Origin of the sequence: Lentzea alba (assembly GCF_011067745.1) — a bacterium.
Lineage (GTDB): Bacteria > Actinomycetota > Actinomycetes > Mycobacteriales > Pseudonocardiaceae > Lentzea > Lentzea alba.
On record NZ_JAAMPJ010000004.1, the window covers coordinates 45631 to 64292 of the forward strand.

Annotated in this window: 11 protein-coding genes; all 11 read right to left on the bottom strand. The window is 71.6% G+C overall.

What is annotated here, in order from left to right:
- Complete coding sequence (locus G7043_RS15900) at positions 1–2610, bottom strand: PKD domain-containing protein (RefSeq protein WP_166046452.1); 2610 nt, start codon at positions 2608–2610, stop codon at positions 1–3.
- Between the two features lie 10 nt (positions 2611–2620).
- A complete protein-coding gene (locus G7043_RS15905; protein WP_166046453.1) occupies positions 2621–5200 on the bottom strand; it encodes a PKD domain-containing protein in 2580 nt (859 codons plus the stop codon).
- Between the two features lie 8 nt (positions 5201–5208).
- The gene (locus G7043_RS15910; protein WP_166046454.1) at positions 5209–7806 is read right to left on the bottom strand and encodes a PKD domain-containing protein; all 2598 of its coding nucleotides are present in this window, start codon (positions 7804–7806) and stop codon (positions 5209–5211) included.
- Complete coding sequence (locus G7043_RS15915; RefSeq protein WP_166046455.1) at positions 7803–10016, bottom strand: transglutaminase TgpA family protein; 2214 nt, start codon at positions 10014–10016, stop codon at positions 7803–7805. The genes G7043_RS15910 and G7043_RS15915 overlap by 4 nt, the downstream gene beginning before the upstream one ends.
- Entirely contained in the window at positions 10013–11146 is a 1134-nt protein-coding gene (locus G7043_RS15920; RefSeq protein WP_207311257.1) for a DUF58 domain-containing protein, read from the bottom strand. Before G7043_RS15920 ends, G7043_RS15915 begins: the two co-directional genes overlap by 4 nt.
- A 6-nt stretch (positions 11147–11152) precedes the next feature.
- Positions 11153–12109: an AAA family ATPase gene (locus tag G7043_RS15925; RefSeq protein ID WP_313887902.1), complete on the bottom strand. Its 957-nt coding sequence runs from the start codon at positions 12107–12109 to the stop codon at positions 11153–11155.
- A gap of 73 nt (positions 12110–12182) precedes the next feature.
- Positions 12183–13484 (bottom strand): helix-turn-helix domain-containing protein, encoded by a 1302-nt coding sequence (locus tag G7043_RS15930; protein WP_166046456.1) that lies wholly within the window; start codon positions 13482–13484, stop codon positions 12183–12185.
- Between the two features lie 379 nt (positions 13485–13863).
- A complete protein-coding gene (locus G7043_RS15935; protein ID WP_166046457.1) occupies positions 13864–14763 on the bottom strand; it encodes a dioxygenase family protein in 900 nt (299 codons plus the stop codon).
- Positions 14760–15791, bottom strand: a complete 1032-nt coding sequence (locus G7043_RS15940) for a maleylacetate reductase (RefSeq protein ID WP_166046458.1) — start codon at positions 15789–15791, stop codon at positions 14760–14762. The genes G7043_RS15935 and G7043_RS15940 overlap by 4 nt, the downstream gene beginning before the upstream one ends.
- Positions 15788–17590 (bottom strand): FAD-dependent oxidoreductase, encoded by a 1803-nt coding sequence (locus G7043_RS15945; RefSeq protein WP_166046459.1) that lies wholly within the window; start codon positions 17588–17590, stop codon positions 15788–15790. Before G7043_RS15945 ends, G7043_RS15940 begins: the two co-directional genes overlap by 4 nt.
- Positions 17591–17660: 70 nt before the next feature.
- A complete protein-coding gene (locus tag G7043_RS15950) occupies positions 17661–18566 on the bottom strand; it encodes a helix-turn-helix transcriptional regulator (RefSeq protein ID WP_207311258.1) in 906 nt (301 codons plus the stop codon).
- Positions 18567–18662 lie beyond the last annotated feature (96 nt).

The window sequence follows — 18662 nt, forward strand, 5'->3', positions numbered from 1 at the left end:
TCACTCGGGGGCCGAGTCCAGCAGGACCACGCTGAAGCCGTCACCGACGGAGACGGCTCGCGCGCCGGAGCCGTACTGGGGTGGTACCGACGCCTCGCCGCTGGCGTTGTGGCCCCACGCGATGACCGATCCATCCGCCTTCAACGCCAACACGTGCCGGTCCCTCGCGTCGATCGCGACGACACCGCTCTTCGCCGAGTCCGGTACGTCCGGCGTGCCCCACCTCCGGTTGCCCCAGCCGAAGACCGAGCCGTTCGTCCTCAACACGAAGGAACATTCGAACCCCGCGGCAACGGCCCGCACGCCACCACTGGTCGCCTCGGCCGGTATCGTCAGCTCGCCCCCGCGGTTCTCGGTACCCCAGGCGAGGACGGAACCGTCCGACTTCACCGCCAGGGTGTGCGCGGTACCGGTCACGATCGACGTGACACCGCTCCCCGCGGCCGGCGGCGGGACCGACCTCCCCTCGTCCTCGTTGCCCCAGCCGATGACGGACCCGTCGGCTCTCAGCGCCTGGCTGTACGCCGTTCCGGCGGCGATCGCGATCACGTCGCGAGGGGCCGAAGGCGGGGCCGACGCCTCGCCGCTGTCGTTGAAGCCCCAGCCGATGACGGTCCCGTCCGCCTTCAGCGCCAGGCTGTACGCGCCCCCGGCGGAGATCGCGACCACGCCACTGGACGCCTCCGGCGGTACCGCTGCCTGCGCGAAGTCGTTGGCGCCCCAGGCGAGGACGGAGCCGTCCGCCTTCAGCGCCAGGACGTGGTGGAATCCCGCGTCGATCGCGATCACCCCGCTCGCGGCACCTGCCGGAACCTCCAGCGCACCGGCGGCATTGGAACCCCACGCCTTCACCGCACCCTGCACGACGGTGAACTGCCGGGAGGACTGCGCGGTCCGGATCCCCTTGGTGATGGTGAGCGAGACGGTGTGAACGCCCGGCGTGCTGAAGGCGTGGTCGAACTCGGGAGTCCGCGCCGTCACCTCCGGAGTGGGCGCGCCCGGTCTCGTGACGGTCCAGGTCCAGCCGTCCGGCTCCGCGGTGGTGTCGGCGCTGAAGTGCACCGACTCGCCGATCACGGGCTTCGGCCGGCGGACGACGAGCTGCGTGATGGACGGGGGCGCGTTCGCCGGATCCACGGTGATCGTGGTCTCGGCGTGGAGCCTCGCCCCGGTGTCGAGGGTGGCCTCGGCGCGGACGGTGAACACGCCCGGCTGCTGCCAGCGGTGGTGGACGGTGGTGCCGGTCGCCTCGGTCCCGTCGCTGAACGTCCAGCGAACCGTGGCGGGGCCGGGCTGTCGCAGCGCCATCGTCAAGCCGAAGTCGGTCCCGGCCTCACCGCGATTGCCGGGACTGACCGAAATGGACGCAGCGGGGGTCGGTGCCGGTGGCGGCGGGTTCGTCTGCGACGTCCGCTCGGGTTGCCAGGGAAGTCCCACACCGGGCTTCTGCTCGGGCCGGCCGGTCGCGACCTGCTCCGCCTGCGCACGGGGATCCGGGCCGGGCACGGTGTCGCCCTCCGGTCCCTCGGCGTACTTGGTGACCGTCCGGACGTCGCCCGCGAGGTCCAGTACGCCGGCGACGTTTCCGTTGGGGTCGTTGAAGAAGACGATGCCGTCGCGCACGACGATCTCGAACCGCGTCGGCCGGCCGAAGAGGTCGTGCTCGGCGACGACCCGTGCGGTGGCGAGGTCGACGACGGCGGCCCGTCCGGTGGAGTGGTCGGGCACGACGGCGTGGGCGCCGAGGTCCAGCGGTGTGCCCAGTTCGGCGCCCGGTGCGGAGATCCGCACGGGAGCGGAACAGGAGCCGGTGCCGAAAGAGCACGTGATCAGCTCACCGCGGGTGCGGGACGCGATCAGCAGTCTCGGCAGATCGGCGGAACCACCCACGAGCACGGTGTCGTCGTCCTTCAGCCCGGTCTCGACGGAACGGGTCACGGCGCCGGTCTCGGGAGAGAGCAGTTCGGCCGTGCCTCGTCCGGGATCGACGACGGCGGGCTGGTCTACGGTGATCGCGAGCCGGGCCGTCCTGGTCGCGGACGGACGTGTCCGCCGCACGCCGCCGGTCAGCCAGACCAGGTCGCCGGTCTTCTCGTCGACCGCCCACAACCGGCCGCGGCTGTCGGTGGCGATGTCGTCCGGCCTGATCGACCCGGCCAGCCGGACCGGTTCGCCCTTCGCCGCCAGCGTGCCAGGGTCGACCGAGGTGACCATTCCACTGTGGACGTCGGCGCCGTAGATCACGTCCGGTGCGGCTTTCAGCACGGTCACGGTTTTTTGGGGCAGGGACACCGCCGACCGGGAGACCTTCAGGGTGGCGCTGTCGACCCGGCTCAGCACACCGGTCACCTGGTTCAGGACCAGGGCCGCGCCGCCGTGCTGGGCGACGCTCAGCGGGCCGGGCGGCTCACCGAGGGACACCCTGGCCGCCACCTCGGCGGAGGCGCCGTCGACCAGCGTCGCCTCGCCGGTCAGGTTGGACGCGAGCCACGCCGTGCCGGAGTGCATCCGCATCCGCGCGGAGTGGTGGCCCGGCTCCGCCACGAGCACGACCGCCGCGGCCGCGGCAACAGCCGTGAGCACGGTCAGCAGGCGCGCACGTCGGTTCATCGGCACCGCTTCACATCAGGACCATGCTGAAGAACACCCCGGTGGCCACGGCCAGCACACCGCTGCTGTACTCGGGAGGCACGTTGGACACACCCTCTCTGCTGAGACCCCAGCTGATCACCGAGCCGTCCGACTTCAACGCCAGGGCGTGCGTCCCGGTGCTGACCGTCACGACGTCGCTCATGGCTTCCTCCGGTATCGAAAGCACGTCGGAGCGGCTGTGCCCCCAGCCGATGATCGTGCCGTCCGCCTTCAACGCGAGGCTGTGATAGTCCCCAGCGGCGATCGCGACCACACCGCTCGTGGCTTCCGGCGGCACTCGCGGTCCGCCACCGGAGAGCTCGCCCCAGAAGACGACCGAGCCGTCCGACTTCAGGGCGATGCTGTGCTCGTCTCCCACGGCGATCGCGATGACGCCGCTCCTGGCCTCCCGCGGTATCGAGGTCTGGCCGAAGTCGTCGGCCCCCCACCCGATCACCGAGCCGTCTTCCTTCAACGCCAAGCTGTGGTTTCCGCCCGCCGCGATCGCGACCACCCCCTGTCTGGCCGACGACGGCACGAAGGACTGACGGTCGTCGTTGAGGCCCCAGGCGAGGACGGAACCGTTCTTCTTCAGCGCCAGGCTGTGCGCACGACCGGCGGAGACCGCGATCACGTCTCGACCGGCCTCCGCCGGCACGTCGGTCTGCCCGGAGTCGTTGGCGCCCCAGGCGATGACGGAGCCGTCCGACTTCAACGCCAGGGCGTGCACATCACCGCCGTCGATCGCCACGACGCCACCTGAGGCCGACGGCGGCACGGTCGCCTGGGCCTCGCTGTTCCTGCCCCAGGCCTTGACCGCGCCCTGGGCGACGGTGAACTGACGGGAAGAGGTCGCCGTCCGCGTGCCCTTGGTGATGGTGAGCGTGACGGCATAGGTGCCCGCGGTGGTGAAGGCGTGGTCGAACTCGGCGGTCCGGGCGGTGGCCTCGGGCGCCGCGCTGCCCGTCTTGGCGACGGTCCAAGCCCAGCTGTCCGGCCGCACGTTGCTGTCCGCGCTGAAGTGGACCGACTCGCCGATCACAGGTTTCGGTCGCTGGACGTCGATCGCGGTGACGCGGGGTGGTGCCTCGGGCGGGTCCACCGTCACCACGGTCTCGACCAGCACTTTCGCTCCCGAGCCGAAGGTCGCGAGCGCCCGGACGGTGAAGACACCGGGCTGCTGCCAGGTGTGGCGGGTCGTCGTGTCGTACCCCCTGGAACCATCGCCGAGCGACCAGTCCGTGCCCCAGGGGCCGACCGGAGTCCGGAACACGATGGTCAGCTCGAACAGTTCGCCGACCACGCCGTGGTTGTCCGGGCTGACCGAGATGAACGCTGCGGAGGCAGGCAGCTGGGGCGTGAGGTTGTTCCCGGCGGGTTGGACGGGGTTGCGGCCGGTCCCCCACTCCGGCTTCCGCCCGCGCCGGTCGGCCTCCGGCTCCTGAACCGTCTGCGCACGCGGGTCGGGTGTGGGCGGGGCGTCGCCCTCGACGGAGCCTTCGCCGTACTTGACGGTCGTCCGCACCTCACCGGTGAGGTCGAGCACGCCGGCGGCGTTTCCGTTGGGGTCGTTGAAGAAGACGATGCCGTCGTGGGTGAGGAGCTCGAACCTCGTCGGCCGGGAGAAGAGGTCGCGCCGGGACACGATCCGTGCGGTGCCGAGGTCGATGACGGTGGCCTCGCCGGTGGAGTAGTCGGGCACGATCGCGTGGTTGTCGATCTCGACCGGACTTCCCAGGTCGGCGCCCGGCGCGCTGACGTGCACGGGCTCGGCGCAGGTGCCGGTGTCGAACGTGCAGGTGATCAGTTCGCCGCGGGTGCTGTTCACGACGAGCACCCGTGACCGGTCCTCCGAACCGCTGACGGCCACGGTGTCGTCCGCGCGCAGATCCACCCGAACGGTCCTGACGACAGCACCGGACTCGGGGGAGCGCAGCTCGACCGTGCCGCGCTCGGGATCCACCACCGCCGGTTGGTTCTCAGTGATCACCAGGCGAGCGTTCCGGCCGGCGCCGGAGCTCTGCCGTCGTTCGTTCCCGGCCAGCGACACCAGGTCACCGGTCTCGTCGTCGACCGCCCACACCCGGCCACGGACGTCCGCGACGACGTTGCCCGGCCTGATCCTCTCCGCCAGCCGCTGGGGTTCTCCCCGCCGTGCCAGGGTTTTCCGGTCAGCTGACGCGATCACTCCACTGTGGACGTCGATCAAGTGCAGCGCGTCCGGTCCGGCCTTCAGAGTGAGTCCGTCGCTCGGCGGGAGAAGGGACACCGGCCGCGACACCTTCTCCGCGGCGGTGTCGATGCGGCTGAGCTGTCCGGTCCGCTGGTTCAGCGCGTAGGCGGCATCGTCCTGCTGGACGACGCTCAGCGCGGTGCCCGGCTCGGCGACCGGCACCCTGGCCTTCACCTCGGCGGTCGGGCCGTCCACCAGCGTGGCCTGTCCGGTGTGGACGGACGCCAGCCAGACCGCGCCGGAGTGCAGGCGCACCCGCGCGGCGTCGTATCCCGGCCCTGCCACCACGAGAACGGCGGCCGCGGTCGCGGCGACGGCCAGCGTTTTCCTCGCCATTCGTCGCCTCATACCAAGACCAGGTTGTACTGCTTGCCGGCCGAGACGCTCAGGACACCGCTGTTGTACTGCGGCGGTACCGCTGTCTGCGCGAAATCGTTGGCGCCCCAGGCGAGGACGGTGCCGTTCGACTTCAGCGCCACGCTGTGCGTCAACGAGGTGTCGATCGCGATCACGCCGCTCTTGGCCTCCTGCGGTATCGAGATCTGGTTCCAGTCGTTGTCACCCCAGCCGATGACCGAGCCGTCGGACTTCAGCGCGAGGGAACTCCAGCCGTTCGCGGCGACGGCGACCACACCCGCGCGGGCCTCCGGTGGTGTCGTGGTCGCCGATTCGTGCCCGCCTTCGTCGCCCTCCCAGCCGATGACCGAGCCGTCCGCCTTCAGCGCCAGGCAATGGAGGAATCCAGCCGAGATCGCGATCACGTCGGACCTGGCCGCCGGCGGCACCTCCACGTTCCCAGGCGAAGCGCCCCAGCTGACCACGGAGCCGTCCTTCTTCAGCACCAGGCCGAAGTCGAAACCGGCGGAGATCGCGATCACGTCGGACCTGGCCGCCGGCGGCACCACCTCCAGGTCCTTCACGCCCTTGCCGCCCCACCCGATGACGGTGCCGTCCGCCTTCAGCGCCAGGCTGTGCGCCTGCCCGGCATCGATGGCGACCACGCCGCTGGACGCCTCCGGAGGCACCTCCACCTGCCCCCAGGAATTGTCACCCCAGGCGATCACGGAGCCGTCGGCCTTCAACGCCAGAGCGTGCGCGTCTCCCGCCGCGACCGCGATCACGCCGCTCGTCGCCGCGGGAGGTATGTCCAGCACCCCGCTCCTGTTGCGGCCCCAGCCCTCGACGGCGCCGCGGGCGACCGTGACCTCCTGGGAGGAGGTGGCCGTCGTCGTACCTCTCGTGATGGTGAGCGAGACGGTGTACTGGCCCGCTGTGGTGAACCTGTGGCTGAACTCGGCTGTTCCCGCGGTGGCCTCTGGCCGGTTCCTGCCTGCCCTGGTGACGGTCCACGCCCACATGTCCGGACGACCTGAGGTGCCCGCGCTGATGCGCACGAGCTCCCCGACGACCGGCTTGGGGCGCTGCACGGAGAGCCCGGTGATCTGCGGGGGCGTTCCGGCGGGATCCACGACGATCGTGGTCCTCGCCGTCACGCGCTGGCCCGAGCCGAGGGTGGCGACGGCTTCGACGGTGTGTTCACCGGCTTGCTGCCACCGGTGGCGGACCGTCGCACCGCGGCCGGTGGTTCCGTCGCCGAACTGCCAGTCGGCGTCGGCGATCACCGCCGGGAGGAACGTCATGGTCAGCTCGAACTCGTCGCCGACCGCACCTCGGTTGCCGGGGGTGACCACGATGGACGCCTTCGGCTCCGGCGTGGAGGAGTCCGGCAGGGCCGGTTGTCCCGTGAGTCCGGGAGCGGGTGTGCGCTCCGGCTGACCGATCTTCGTCTCCTGCTGGGCCTGTTGTGCCCGTGGATCGGTCTGCTGCCCGACGCCGTCGTCCCCGGTGGGAGCTTCGGCGTGCTTGGTGATCGTCATGACGTCACCGGTCAGCTTCAGCACTCCGGCCGCGTTGCTGTTGGGGTCGTTGAAGAAGACGAGGTTGTCGTGCACGACCAGCTCGAACCGGACCGGCCCGGCGAAGAGCAGGCGCTGCGAGACCACGCTCCCGTCGGCGAGATCGACGACGGTGGCTTCTCCGGTGGAGTAGTCCGGCACCACCGCGTGGTCGTCGACCTCGACCGGCGTCCCGAGGTCGGCGCCTTCCGCGGCGACCTTCACCGGTGCCGTGCAGGAACGGGGGTCGAACGCGCACACGACCAGTTCGCCGCGGGTGCTGTTCGCGATGAGCACCCTCGACCGGTCGGCGGAGCCGCTCACGGCCACCACGTCGCCCGCGTCCAGGCCCGGCCGCACGGTGCCGGCGACGACACCGGTGCCGGGGTGGAGGAGTTCGGCGACGTCCCGTTCGGGATCCACGAGCACCGGCCGGCCCGTGGTGACGGTCAGACGGCTGTTCCCGGCCTCGGCGGGACGCGACCGTCGTTTCCCGTCAGCGAGCCAGACCAGGTCACCGGTGTCGGCGTCGATCGCCCACAGCCGGCCGCCGCCGTCCACGACCACGCTGTCCGGCTGGAGCCGCTCGGCCAGCCGCGTCCGGTCGCCGGACGACCGCAGCGTGTGCGGGTCGACCGACACGACCGTTCCGCTGCGGACGTCGATGCCGTGGACCACGTCCGGCGTGGTCTTCACCACGAGCCCGTCGCTCGCGGGGAGGTCGGCCCCGGACGGGGAGACCTGCTCGGTGGCGCTGTCGACGCGGCTCAGCTGCCCGGTCTTCCTGTTCGCGACGAACGCGGCGGAGCCCAGCCGGGCGACGCTCAGCGCGGTGCCCGGCGCGGCGACCCGCGTGTGCCCCCGGACCTCGCCGGTGGTGCCGTCCACCAGCGACACCTCGCCGGTCCCGGACGACGCGAGCCAGACCGCGCCGGAGGACATGCGCACCCGTGCGGCGTCATATCCCGGCCCGGCCACGAGAACGGCGGCGGTGACCGACGCGGCGGCCGCGACCGCGACGAATGCCCTGGTGCGTCGCCGGATCATCGGTATCTCCCCACTTCCAGGCGTTCTCCGGCCTGACGTCGTTGCCGTGCGGCGCTCCAGACCGTCCACAGTGGACGGGGATCCACTGCGGCGCGCAGCCGGGCCGCGGACACGCGCCGGCGGTGGAGCAGGGGGCGCAGCCGGGTCACCAACCGCCAGGCCTCGGTGGCGTCGGACTCATCGACGCAGTCGGGCGCGTAGATCGCCGTGGTCGCCAGTTCCGCCGACGCCTCGACCACCGTTGCGGCGTCACCGAGGACGCCGCGGACGTGCCGGGCCACCTCGTGGAACGTCAGCGACACCGGTGGCGTGATGCCGCGTTCGACGAGCCGGTCCATCTGTTCCTGCCACGCGCCGAGCACCCTCGCCGCGGGATCACCGTGCTGCCGCCGGCGTCTGCGGCGAAGGGCCTTGGCGATCACGACGAACCCGCAGAGCAGCAGCACCGGCAGCACAGCGGCGAGCGCGACCGGCACGGTGCTGTCGCGGATGTCGTCCCAGCCGAACCCCTGCCCGTCCACCGCCTCGGCACGTCGCGACTCGGCCGTCGGCGCGGTGGTCGGCGGGGCCGGTTGCGGTTGCACCACCTCGGGTGCCTCCGCCTGCTGGTGCGGCAAGGGCATGTTGTCGGTGTTGGTGGGTTCGAACGCCACCCAGCCGTAGCCCGCGAAGTGCACCTCCGGCCACGCGTGGGCGTTGTTGGTGCTGACGTGGAAAGCGCCACCCTGGTGGTTGCGCAGCCGATAACCGACGGCGACCCTGGCCGGGAAGCCCATCGACCTCGCGACCACGGCGAACGCGGCGGCGTGCTGTTCGGCGTAGCCACCGTTGGCGTCCGGGGCGGACAGCAGGCGGGCGATGGCGGCGTAGGAGTGTCCTGGCGGTGCGTCCGGGTTCGTGGCGAGCTCCCGGAACCGGTTCTCGAGGTCCACGAGGCTTTCGTAACCGGTGAGACCGGCGCGGTTCGTGGCCATCGCGCGGACGGGTTCCGGCAGACCATCCGGAAGGGACCGCGAGTGTCCGGGCGTCGCGGTGGCCCGCACCAGGCCCTCGTCCCGGACGCCGATCTCAGCCGTCACGTCGTAGCTGAGCCCCCGCAGTTTCGACGCGGTGCTGATGAGCACGCCCGAGTCCGGGTCGAACCCGAGCAGCCCCCGGTTGCCGCCGGTCGCCTCCAGCTGGGACGGCCAGCCGATGACGGGCAGGTAAGGGCCGGCGAGGTCCTTCAGTTCGATGTGGGCCCTCACCTGCCTGCCGCGGGTCAGCGCGGCGTCGGCGGTGAGGTGGCTGCCCGCCACGCGGTAGGTGTCGTCGGAGGTCCAGGTGGCGCCGTCGAACACGTCGAGCGCGGCGGTGCGGATGCGGTCGACCTGGGTGTAGGCGTCGACGTCGAGGCGCACGGTGAACAGCTCGCGGGCGGGGTCGTCGTTGAGCTGGCTCTTCAACCGGGCCAGCGGGGTGAGGGTGTCGGTGGTCGTGACCGGGGGTGCGAGCAGGTCGCGAAGGTCGAAGCGGTGCTCGCCGTACGCGAGCGGCAGCAGCTGACCGCCCACGACTCCGAACAGGGCGGCGGCGCAGACCATCAGGCCCGCGACGCCGAGCGCGCCGGCCGATCGGGAGGACCGCCGTTCGGTCAGGACGGTGCCGGTGGCGGTGGGACGCTGGGTGCGGACGGCGATCAGCGCCAGGGCCGCTGCCAGGAACATGATGGTGGCGATCGCGTGCCCACCGGCCTGGTTGCCCACGACGAACACGGCGAACAGGAAACCGGCCAGGGACGGCGCCAGTGGTGCGAGCACGGTCCGCGTGCGCAGGGCGAGCGCGACCGACGTGAACGCCACCGCCCACATCACCAGGGTGGGGACCACCAGCAGTTCACCCCACGGGTCCGCGGGCACCACCACGGCGAGCAGGCGGTTCCAGCTGCCGCGCACGCCGTCGAGGACCTCCGAGCCCGCGCCGTGGAACACGCCGAAGACGACGACCAGGGCCAGCCCCGCGACGGCCAGCAGCGGGGTGGTCCACGCGCGCCGGTTCGGCACCGCCGTCACGCCGCCGACGAGGCACGCCGACCCGAGCGTCAGCAGGTAGCCCGGTGAGGCGAAGAACTCGCGGTACACCAGAGCCCCGGCGGCGGACGTGGCGAGCGCCAGTGCCACTTCGACGACCGCCCTGCCCGGCGTGAGCGCGCTCAGCTTCAGCCGGCTCATCGCAGGACCAGCCGGTTCCAGTTGAGGGCGAACTGGTCGCTGGTGGGCGCGGCGACCGCGAGCACGCCGCGCGGGCGCGTCACCGGGGCCGCGGTGGTCAGCTGGGCGAGGCTGATCGAGAGGAACCTGGGGCGCAGCAACATCAGCAGCTGGGCGATCTCGGCGTCCACCCGGCCGGTGATCACGGTCAGTGCGACGCCCTGCGTGTCGGACACCACGTCACGCAGCCGGCCGGGGAGGGCGGCGAGTCCGCGGTCGGCGCGGCCACGCTCCACTGTGGACAGGAACTCCAAGGCCGGACCGGAGGATTCCCGTTCCAGGGCACCGGTCGTGCGCAGCTGGAACGGCAGGCCGGTGGTTTCGGCCGCCACGCAGAACGACGCGGCGACGCGCACGGCGTCCTCGAACAGCGCACCGGGGTACGCCGCCGCGCTCGTGTCGAGGACGACCAGCTGGCGCGGTTCGTCGGGCACCACGACCTGGCGGGCCATCACCGTGCCGGTGCGAGCGGTGGCGCCCCAGTGGATGCGGCGCCAGTCGTCGCCCGGCACGTACTCCCGCAGGCTGTGGAACGCCGCCCCGCCCAGTGCGGCGTTGCTGTTCGTCGGGCCTTCGGCGTCCTGCGGGCCGCCGGCGCCGATCAGGGCGAGCGGGTGCACGCGGGGGTAGACGTGCACGACGAGCTCGCCGCCGCGCCGGTGGCCGCGCTGCAGCAGACGCAGCGGGTCGGAGTGGCCCAGCTCCACCGGAGGGATCAGGTAGCGGCCGCGGGTGGTGGCCGGGAGCGCGTAACCCACCGTGCAGCCCTCGCCGGTGGCCAGGGCGGGCACCGGCACGGTGGTGCGGTGGCCGCCGACCGTTTCGGTGACCAGCAGGGGCGGGCTGCGGCGGCGGCCGATGTTCGTGACGGTCAGGGTGCCCTGGGCCGCGCTGCCTTCGAAGACGCGGTGTGGCCGGACCTCGCGCACGACGGTCAGGCGGGGTGCGGCCACCATCCAGGCGGCCGCGAGCAGCAGGGTGGCCGCGGCGGCCAGGCCCAGGGTGACGAGTTCGGGGTAGTCGGCCCCGGCGCCGAGGGCCACCAGTGCGACGGCGGTGCAGGCCATCGCCGCGCCGGTTCTGGTCAGCACCGCACGTCACCCACCGGTCGGCACCGGCGCGGCGGCGAGGACGTCGGTGAGGATCGACGCGGCGGTGCGTTGCTGGATGCGGGCTTCCGGGGTGAGCAGCAGGCGGTGGTTGAGGACCGGGATCGCCACCGCCTTGACGTCGTCCGCGGTCACGTAGGGGCGGCCGGCGGCCAGCGCGTAGGCCTGGGCGGCGGTCACCAGGGCGATGCCGCCGCGGGGGCTCACGCCCAGTTCCACGTCGGGGTGGGCCCTGGTGGCGCGGATCAGGCGGGCGACGTACTCGCGGAGGTTGTCGGCCACGCGCTGGTCGCGCACCGCGCGGATCATCAGGCGCAGGTCGTCGAGCTCCATCACGGACTTGAGCTCGTCCGGGCGGCGCCGGGTGACGCCGTAGGACAGGATGCTGACCTCGTCGTCCAGGTTCTCGGGATAGCCGATGCTGATGCGCATCATGAACCTGTCCAGCTGCGCTTCCGGCAGGGCGTAGGTGCCCTGGTGCTCCACCGGGTTCTGGGTGGCGATGCACAGGAACGGGTAGGGCACCGGCACCGGGCGGCCGTCGACGGTCACCTGGCCCTCGGCCATCACCTCGAGCAGCGCGGACTGGGTTTTCGGGGAGGCGCGGTTGATCTCGTCGCCGAGCAGGATGTGGGTGAAGACCGGGCCCTGCCGGAACTCGAAGCGCGAGCGGCCCTGGTCGTAGACCTGCACGCCGGTCACGTCGGACGGCAGCAGGTCCGGGGTGAACTGGATGCGCTTCACCTCGGCGCCCGCGACCGAGCGGGCGATGGCCTTGGCCAGCGAGGTCTTGGCGACGCCGGGCACGTCCTCGATCAGCAGGTGGCCCTCGGCGAGCAGGCACACCAGTGCCAGCCGGACCACCTCGGGCTTGCCGCGGATGAAGTCCTCGACGTTCGCGGCCAGCGCCTCGAACCGACGCTGGAAAATGGCCGCATCGGACACTTCAGAGCCCCCATCGTGCGTGCGTCAGCGGATTCTCGCCCCGCCGGAGTGAACCAGGCCAGAGTGAACCAGGTCAGTGAATCGGGCTGCGCAGGGCGGCGTTGAGCCGGGGGTACACGTCGCGCACGGCGGCGTGGTCGCGTTCGCGGCCGAGCAGGCGGGCCAGGCGTTTCAGGTCCTGCCGGACGGTGGCCGAGTCGACCAGGTCGGCGGCGTCGAGGACCTTCGAGGCCAGTGCGCTCGCGTGGTCGATGTCGCCGGCGGCGGCGTAGGCGAGGGCGCGGCGTGCGCCGAAGCGCGCGTGGGTCCGGTGGGCGGTGTCGGGGGCCAGGGACAGCTGCCGGTCGAAGACGTCCGCCGCCTCGCGGGAGCGGCCCAGGTCGTGCATGCACCAGGCCGCGACCAGGCTGTTCAGGTCGGCGCCGCTCACCGAGGCCGAGCCGATCGTCATGCCGCTCGCGGTGTCGGCCTGGTCGAGCAGGGCGGCCGCGCGGTCGAGTGCGCGCTGGCAGTTGTCGTAGTCGCAGGCCAACGCGTGTCCCTGCGCCTCGCGCAACGCGGCGAGCCCCTGGACCCGCGGTGACGTGCCGGGCGCGGCCTGCGCCTGCTGGGCCAGGTCGACGGTGCCCGCGGCGTCGTCGCGGTAGAGGGTGATCAACGCCTGCCTGATCAGCGAGTACGTGGCCAGTTCGGTGTCGCCGGCCGCGGCGCCCATCTCGACGGCGTTGCGGGTCCACCACATCGCGGCCCGGTCGTCGCCCGCCTCCTGGGCCATCCACCCCGCGTACTCGCTGTAGCGGGCGGCCAGCCCGAGCAGTTGCTCGCGCACCGGGGTGGGCGCGCCGTTCGCCATCCCGCGCAGGGTGTGGGTGTGCACGGTGACCATCGGCAGCACGACGCTGGGACTTGTGGTCTGGCCCAGTTGCCTGACCTGGGCGAACAGTGATCGGAACGCTGCGAGCGTGCCGTCGTGCGCCGCTGACGCCGAAGCGCTGCGGGGAGCGCCCAGGGTCAGCCCGAGCAACGAAGCCGCGCCCGTCGCGATCGCCTCGCGCCGAGGCATCGGAACCATCCAGCTCGAACCATCCGGAGCCATGCTCATCACCCACACTTCGCCGTCGCCCTCGGCCGCGACGGCTGCCGGCGGGCTCGCGGGTGCGGGCTGGTCCACCAGGGCGGCCAGCCGTCCACCGGCTCCGAGAACCGCGTCACAGCGCCGGGCCAGATCAACACCTGGTTGCTTCAGTCCAGTCTCGATCTTGCCCAGATAGCCCTTGCTGTAGTGGACCTGCTGCGCCAGCGTCGCCAGCGACAAGCCCGCCGCGGTGCGCAGGCGCCGCAGTTCCACACCAAAGACATCCGACTGCTCAGCCATGAGTTCCCGCCCCCACACCCCTCAGCACCCGCCTGACCACCAGTGGCGGTCGTTGCAGACTACTGAGCCGGTTGTCGCAGGCCCAGTCCCTGGGGCGTCGATGCGGGCAGACGTCTGGCTGCACAGTTCGAAGTCTGCGGGGCCGCCCGGCCGATTCCCAGGCGTCTCCCGTCGCCTGCCTGATCGGGAGACGGGAGACCCCTGCCGTCGCGGGCCGGGTGCGGTGATGCTGGTTCTCGACGGGGACTTGGTCGGTCGCCGTCGGGTTCTGGGGGTTGTGGCGGCAGGACGGGGCTGGGGGCCTGGTCCTGCCGCCACGGACAAGTGGTGAAGGGGGAATGCGAAGTGAACAGGGACTGGACGGGCGCGCCCTCCTGAGTCAGCGGGGGTTTTGTGGTGCCAGCACGACGTCGAAGCGGGTGCGGGTCCACGGCAGGCAGGCGAGGGCCCTGCCATCGGGAGCGGGGGTTCCGGGCGGCTGTTCGGCGAACCGCTTGACGAGGGACTCCTTGACGCCGAACACGGAGTCGCCGATCTCCAGCTGTGGATCGCCCTCGACGAAGATGTGCGTGACGAGGGTGCGGAAGCCGTTCGCGGTGACCATGAAGTGCAGGTGGGCGGCGCGCATCGGGGACCGGCGCGTCGCCTCCAGCAAGGTGCCGACCGGGCCGTCGTCCGGGATCGGGTACGGCGTCGGGGTCACGCCCCAGAACGCGAAGGTGCCGTCGGGCTCGGAGAACAGGTGGCCGCGGCCGGACACGCGGTCGTCGGCGTACTGCACGTCGTAGAAGCCGTCCTCGTCGGCTTCCCACGCCTCGATCCGGGCGCCCGCGATCGGGTTGCCGTCGGTGTCGCGGACCGATCCCTCCACCCAGCACGGGACGCCGGGGGCGCCCGCGGCGATGTCGCCGCCGTTGCCGACCAGCGGAGACTCCTCGACGAAGAACGGGCCGAAGACGGTGGCTTCCGTGGCGTCGCCGCGGGCCTCGTTGTTCACGGCGATGGTCTGCATCGAGGCGCCGAGGACGTCGGAGAGCAGGATGAACTCCTGCCGTTCGTCGTCGGTGAGGTGGCCGGCGGCGGTCAGGAACTCGATGGCCCGCGCCCATTCCCGCTCGGTCAGGCGCACCTCGCGGATGAACGAGTGCAGGTGCCGGGTGAGCGACTCCAGCAGTTCCTTCAGCCGCGGGTCCGGTGTGTTCGCGAACGACGCGACGACCTCGGCGGTGAGGCGTTCCTCGATGTCCTGCTGCGCTTGATTTTCGGCAGAGACAGTCATGCTCGGCTCCACTCGGTCGGGTTCTGGCCCGCCTGAGCGGCGTTGAGCAGTGCGGCGAGGTCGTCCTCGGTGACCGGGCGAGGGTTCGACGGCGGCACGGACGGCAGGATCAGCCGGGCTGCTTCCGAGACATCGGGCACGCCGCGCAGCACGTGAGAAGCGCCCACCTCGTCGTAGAGGGTGATCAGGTCCGTGCCCAGTGCTTCGGTGATCCTGGCTGCGGCCTGGGGTGCGGCAGGAGCGTTGAACGCCAGCACGTACGGGAGGATCGCCGTGTGGGTCTGGGCGTGCGGGAGGTCGTAGGCGCCACCCAGCACGTGGCAGATCTTGTGGTGCAGCCCGGATCCGGCGGAGGCGAACGCCACGGCGGACAGATGGGCGCCGTAGAGCATCTGTTCGCGGCCGTCGAGGGTGGTGATCTCCCGCAGCCCGCCGCGCAACGCGCGGATCCCTTCCACGGCAAGGGCTTGGTTGATCGGGTCGGTACGCGGGGCCCACATCGAGTCGACGCAGTGCGCGAGCGCGTTGCACCCGGAGGCGACCGCCAGTTCGTCGGGCAGTGACGCGGTGAGCGCCGCGTCGTAGATCACGGTGACCGGCAGGACGCGGTCGTCGCTGCCGGTGGTCTTGCGCGCGGCCTCGGTCAGGCCCCACACGTTGGTCGCCTCCGAACCCGCATACGTCGTGGGCACGGCGACGATCGGCAGGCCGGTGGTCAGCGCGACGGCCTTGGCCAGTCCGGTCGTGGAACCGCCGCCGACGCTCACCAGCAGGTCCGCTCCCACCTCCGAAGCCTGCGTCCGGGCGCGTTCGGCGTTGGCGACGGGCACGTGCGGCGCCACGTCCGTGCAGCGCGCCGTCACGTCGATCTTCGAGACGACGACCTCCGCCGCGCTGGTCTCCTCGGCGATCAGCAGGACGCGCCGGGCGCCCAGCCGTTCGACCTCCAGAGCCAGGTTCGCGGCTGCCTCACCGGTGCCGAACCGGACCCGCTGGCCGAGCGTGACGTGTTCGAACTGCCAGGTCATGCGCTCTCCTCCCGGCCCAGGACGACGGTCAGGACGGACATGAGCTCGGCCTCGGGATCGGCGGGCAGACAGTGGCTCCGCCAGGCGACGTGCTTGTCCGGACGCACCAGCACGGCCCCGTCTTCGTCCACACCGGACAGTCGAGACCAGTCGAAGTAGAGGTCCGTCACGTCGCGTCCGGGACCGATGACCACGGTCCGCACCGGCACACCGAGCCGGTCGGCGGCCTTCTGCGCCGCGTCCGCCCACGCCTCGCCGGTGATCCCGGTCAGCAGCGTGAACTCGCCGTACGGCACGAGGTCGTGGGTGGAGCGCTTGTGCGTGCTGTCCCCGACCCACGCGTGCGGCAACCGTGCTCCCGGCCACGTCGACGGTTCGTAGTAGAGCTCCGGATCGCGGGCCGGCTCCGGGCGGGCGGTGCCGTCGGGAACGACGGCGCTGGACTGGTACGTCTGGCCCATCTCCACGCCGTGGGCGTTGAACTCGTAGTTCTTGAGCTCCATGGCTTCCCGCACGGCGGCGCGTTTGGCCGCACCCGCCGGGCTGACGTCCTTGCGCTCCTCGATCTGTGCGTGCATCTGTTCGGCCGACTGGGCTGCGTCGAGACCGAGGGCTTCGAACAACGCGCCGAACTCGCGGGCGGACTTGTTGGCGCGCAAGACGATCTGCTGCGCCACGGGAGCGCGTTCGGCGGTGTAGGTGTCCAGCAACGACGGTCCCGCCTGCCCGGTGAGGACCGCCGCCAGCTTCCACGCCAGGTTGTAGGAGTCCTGGATCGAGGTGTTGGAGCCGAGCCCGTTGCTCGGCGGGTGCTTGTGCACCGCGTCGCCGGCGCAGAACACCCGGCCCCGCTGCAGCCGGGTGGCGTACTGCTCGTTGTTGCCCCACAACGAGATTCCGGTGATCTCCGCGTCGAGGGCGGGATCACCGACGAGGTTGCGCACGATCTGCAGCGCGTCGTCCTCGGTCACCTCGGGCACGCCGTGCGCGAGATCGAAGCCCCAGACGATGAGCCATTCGTTCCACGGCCGCACCATCCGGACGAGACCCGCGCCGATGCCGCCGACGTTCGCGCCGGGCTGGATCACCCAGTACAGCACCGAGGGGCGGTGCCGGCAGAGGTCGGCGAGGTCCGCTTTGAACGTGATGTTCATGGACCCGGCGACGTCCATCCGCCCCTCGTAGGGCAGGTCCAGGTCGGCGGCCACCGCGGACCGGGCGCCGTCCGCGCCGATGAGGTACTTGGCGCGGATCGTGTACTCGGTGCCGGTGAGCCGGTTCAGCACCCGCACGGTCACGCCGTCGGCGTCCTGCGTGTGGCCCAGGTACTCGGTGCTGAACTGGGTCTGCGTGCCGCGCGCCGTCGCGTTGCGGACGAGGATCGGCTCCAGGTAGGTCTGCGGGATGTCGCAGTTGAGCGACGGCGAGGCGAGCGCGTGGTCGGCGTGCCGCGCGGGGTGGTTGCCCCACGTCAGGATGCGGCCGATCTCCTCGCCGGTGATCGACGTGCAGAACACCGTGTCGCCGATCAGGTGGTGTGGCGTGGCGTCCGCGAGCACCTGGGCCTCGATGCCCACGTCGCGGAAGATCTCCATCGTGCGCTGGTTGGTGATGTGCGCGCGAGGGGTGTTGGCCGTCCACCGGTACTTCGTGATCATGATGTTCGGGACGCCGAGCGTCGACAGGAAGAGCGCCGCGGAGGCCCCGGCGGGGCCCGATCCCACGATCAGCACCTCGGTCTCGACCGCGGTGTGCGTCGGCGGGGACGTGTCGGCGAGACCGTCGTGGAAAGTCACCATGCGCACACCGTGACAAGTTCGGCGACGTCGCGGTGACCTCGCGCCGGACGTGGCGGAAACAGGCAAAAGTTCAGATGCGGCGGTCCTTGCACGGCGTGGTGCCGAACCGTGCCCGGTAGGTCCGCGAGAAGTGCGCCTGTGAGGCGAAACCGCTCCTGGCCGCGACCTCGGCCAGCGAGATCGGTTCGGTGAGCAGGCGCCGGGCGGCGTCGAGCCGGGCGGTCAGCACCGCCTGCGGGACGCTTTGCCCGGACCTCGCGAACAACCGCGAGAGGTGACGTTCGGAGTACCCGATGGCGGCGGCGATCCGGCTCGCGGACAGGTCTTGGTCGGCCAGATGAGCCGCGATGTACGCGTGCGCCGCCGCCAGATCGCCGGTGTCGGAGCGTTCACCACCGAGCAACGTCGCGAGCAGGCTCGTCGCGACGTGTTCGAGACCCTCCCAGTCCGCGGGGCCGCCGCGCAGGGCTCCGGACAGCGCGGTCACGAGCGCCTGGGCGTGCGCGTCGCCCTGGACGCTGAACACCTGCGGCCGAACGGGCCTGGTCCTGCGCACGAGGGTGCGCGGCGCCTTCAGCACGAGCTCGGTGAGGCCGTGCGAGAACGTCCGCTGGAACGGCTGGTCGCCGTCCACCACGAGTCCCTGCCCCGGCACGACGAGCTCACGGCCACCGCGGTGCTCGAAGTGCCCCGCACCGGCCAGGGCGAAGTAGACGACCACGCCGTCGGCCGGGTGTTCGGCGATCTGCCGGACGTCCCGTTCGACGGCGTGCGGCGATCCGGTGACCCGCGCCAGCCGCAGCCGGGGCAGGGTGAGGTTGATCTCCGTTCCGTCGAACGGCCGGTCACCGAACGGGAGCGCCCGCAGGCCGACCAGCGCGCGGGCGTTGTGCGCCTCCCACCCGGTGAGCCGGTGCGGGCCCGGGAGGTCGTGCGTCCGGAACCTCGTCAGGCCGGGCGGGTGCACGGATGCCATTTCGTCACGGTAACCCCTGAAAGCCGCTGGTGACAGAACGCGACGCCTGGTTGCAATGCGTTGTTCTAATAGAAGATTTCGTGCGCTATGTCAAGT

Excerpts from the sequence above, each read along its gene's own strand:
- G7043_RS15940 (WP_166046458.1), bottom strand. The coding sequence starts at position 15,791 with ATGACCTGGCAGTTCGAACACGTCACGCTCGGCCAGCGGGTCCGGTTC.
- G7043_RS15930 (WP_166046456.1), bottom strand. The coding sequence starts at position 13,484 with ATGGCTGAGCAGTCGGATGTCTTTGGTGTGGAACTGCGGCGCCTGCGC.
- G7043_RS15900 (WP_166046452.1), bottom strand. The coding sequence starts at position 2,610 with ATGAACCGACGTGCGCGCCTGCTGACCGTGCTCACGGCTGTTGCCGCG.
- G7043_RS15950 (WP_207311258.1), bottom strand. The coding sequence starts at position 18,566 with ATGGCATCCGTGCACCCGCCCGGCCTGACGAGGTTCCGGACGCACGAC.
- G7043_RS15935 (WP_166046457.1), bottom strand. The coding sequence starts at position 14,763 with ATGACTGTCTCTGCCGAAAATCAAGCGCAGCAGGACATCGAGGAACGC.
- G7043_RS15910 (WP_166046454.1), bottom strand. The coding sequence starts at position 7,806 with ATGATCCGGCGACGCACCAGGGCATTCGTCGCGGTCGCGGCCGCCGCG.
- G7043_RS15905 (WP_166046453.1), bottom strand. The coding sequence starts at position 5,200 with ATGGCGAGGAAAACGCTGGCCGTCGCCGCGACCGCGGCCGCCGTTCTC.
- G7043_RS15915 (WP_166046455.1), bottom strand. The coding sequence starts at position 10,016 with ATGAGCCGGCTGAAGCTGAGCGCGCTCACGCCGGGCAGGGCGGTCGTC.
- G7043_RS15945 (WP_166046459.1), bottom strand. The coding sequence starts at position 17,590 with ATGGTGACTTTCCACGACGGTCTCGCCGACACGTCCCCGCCGACGCAC.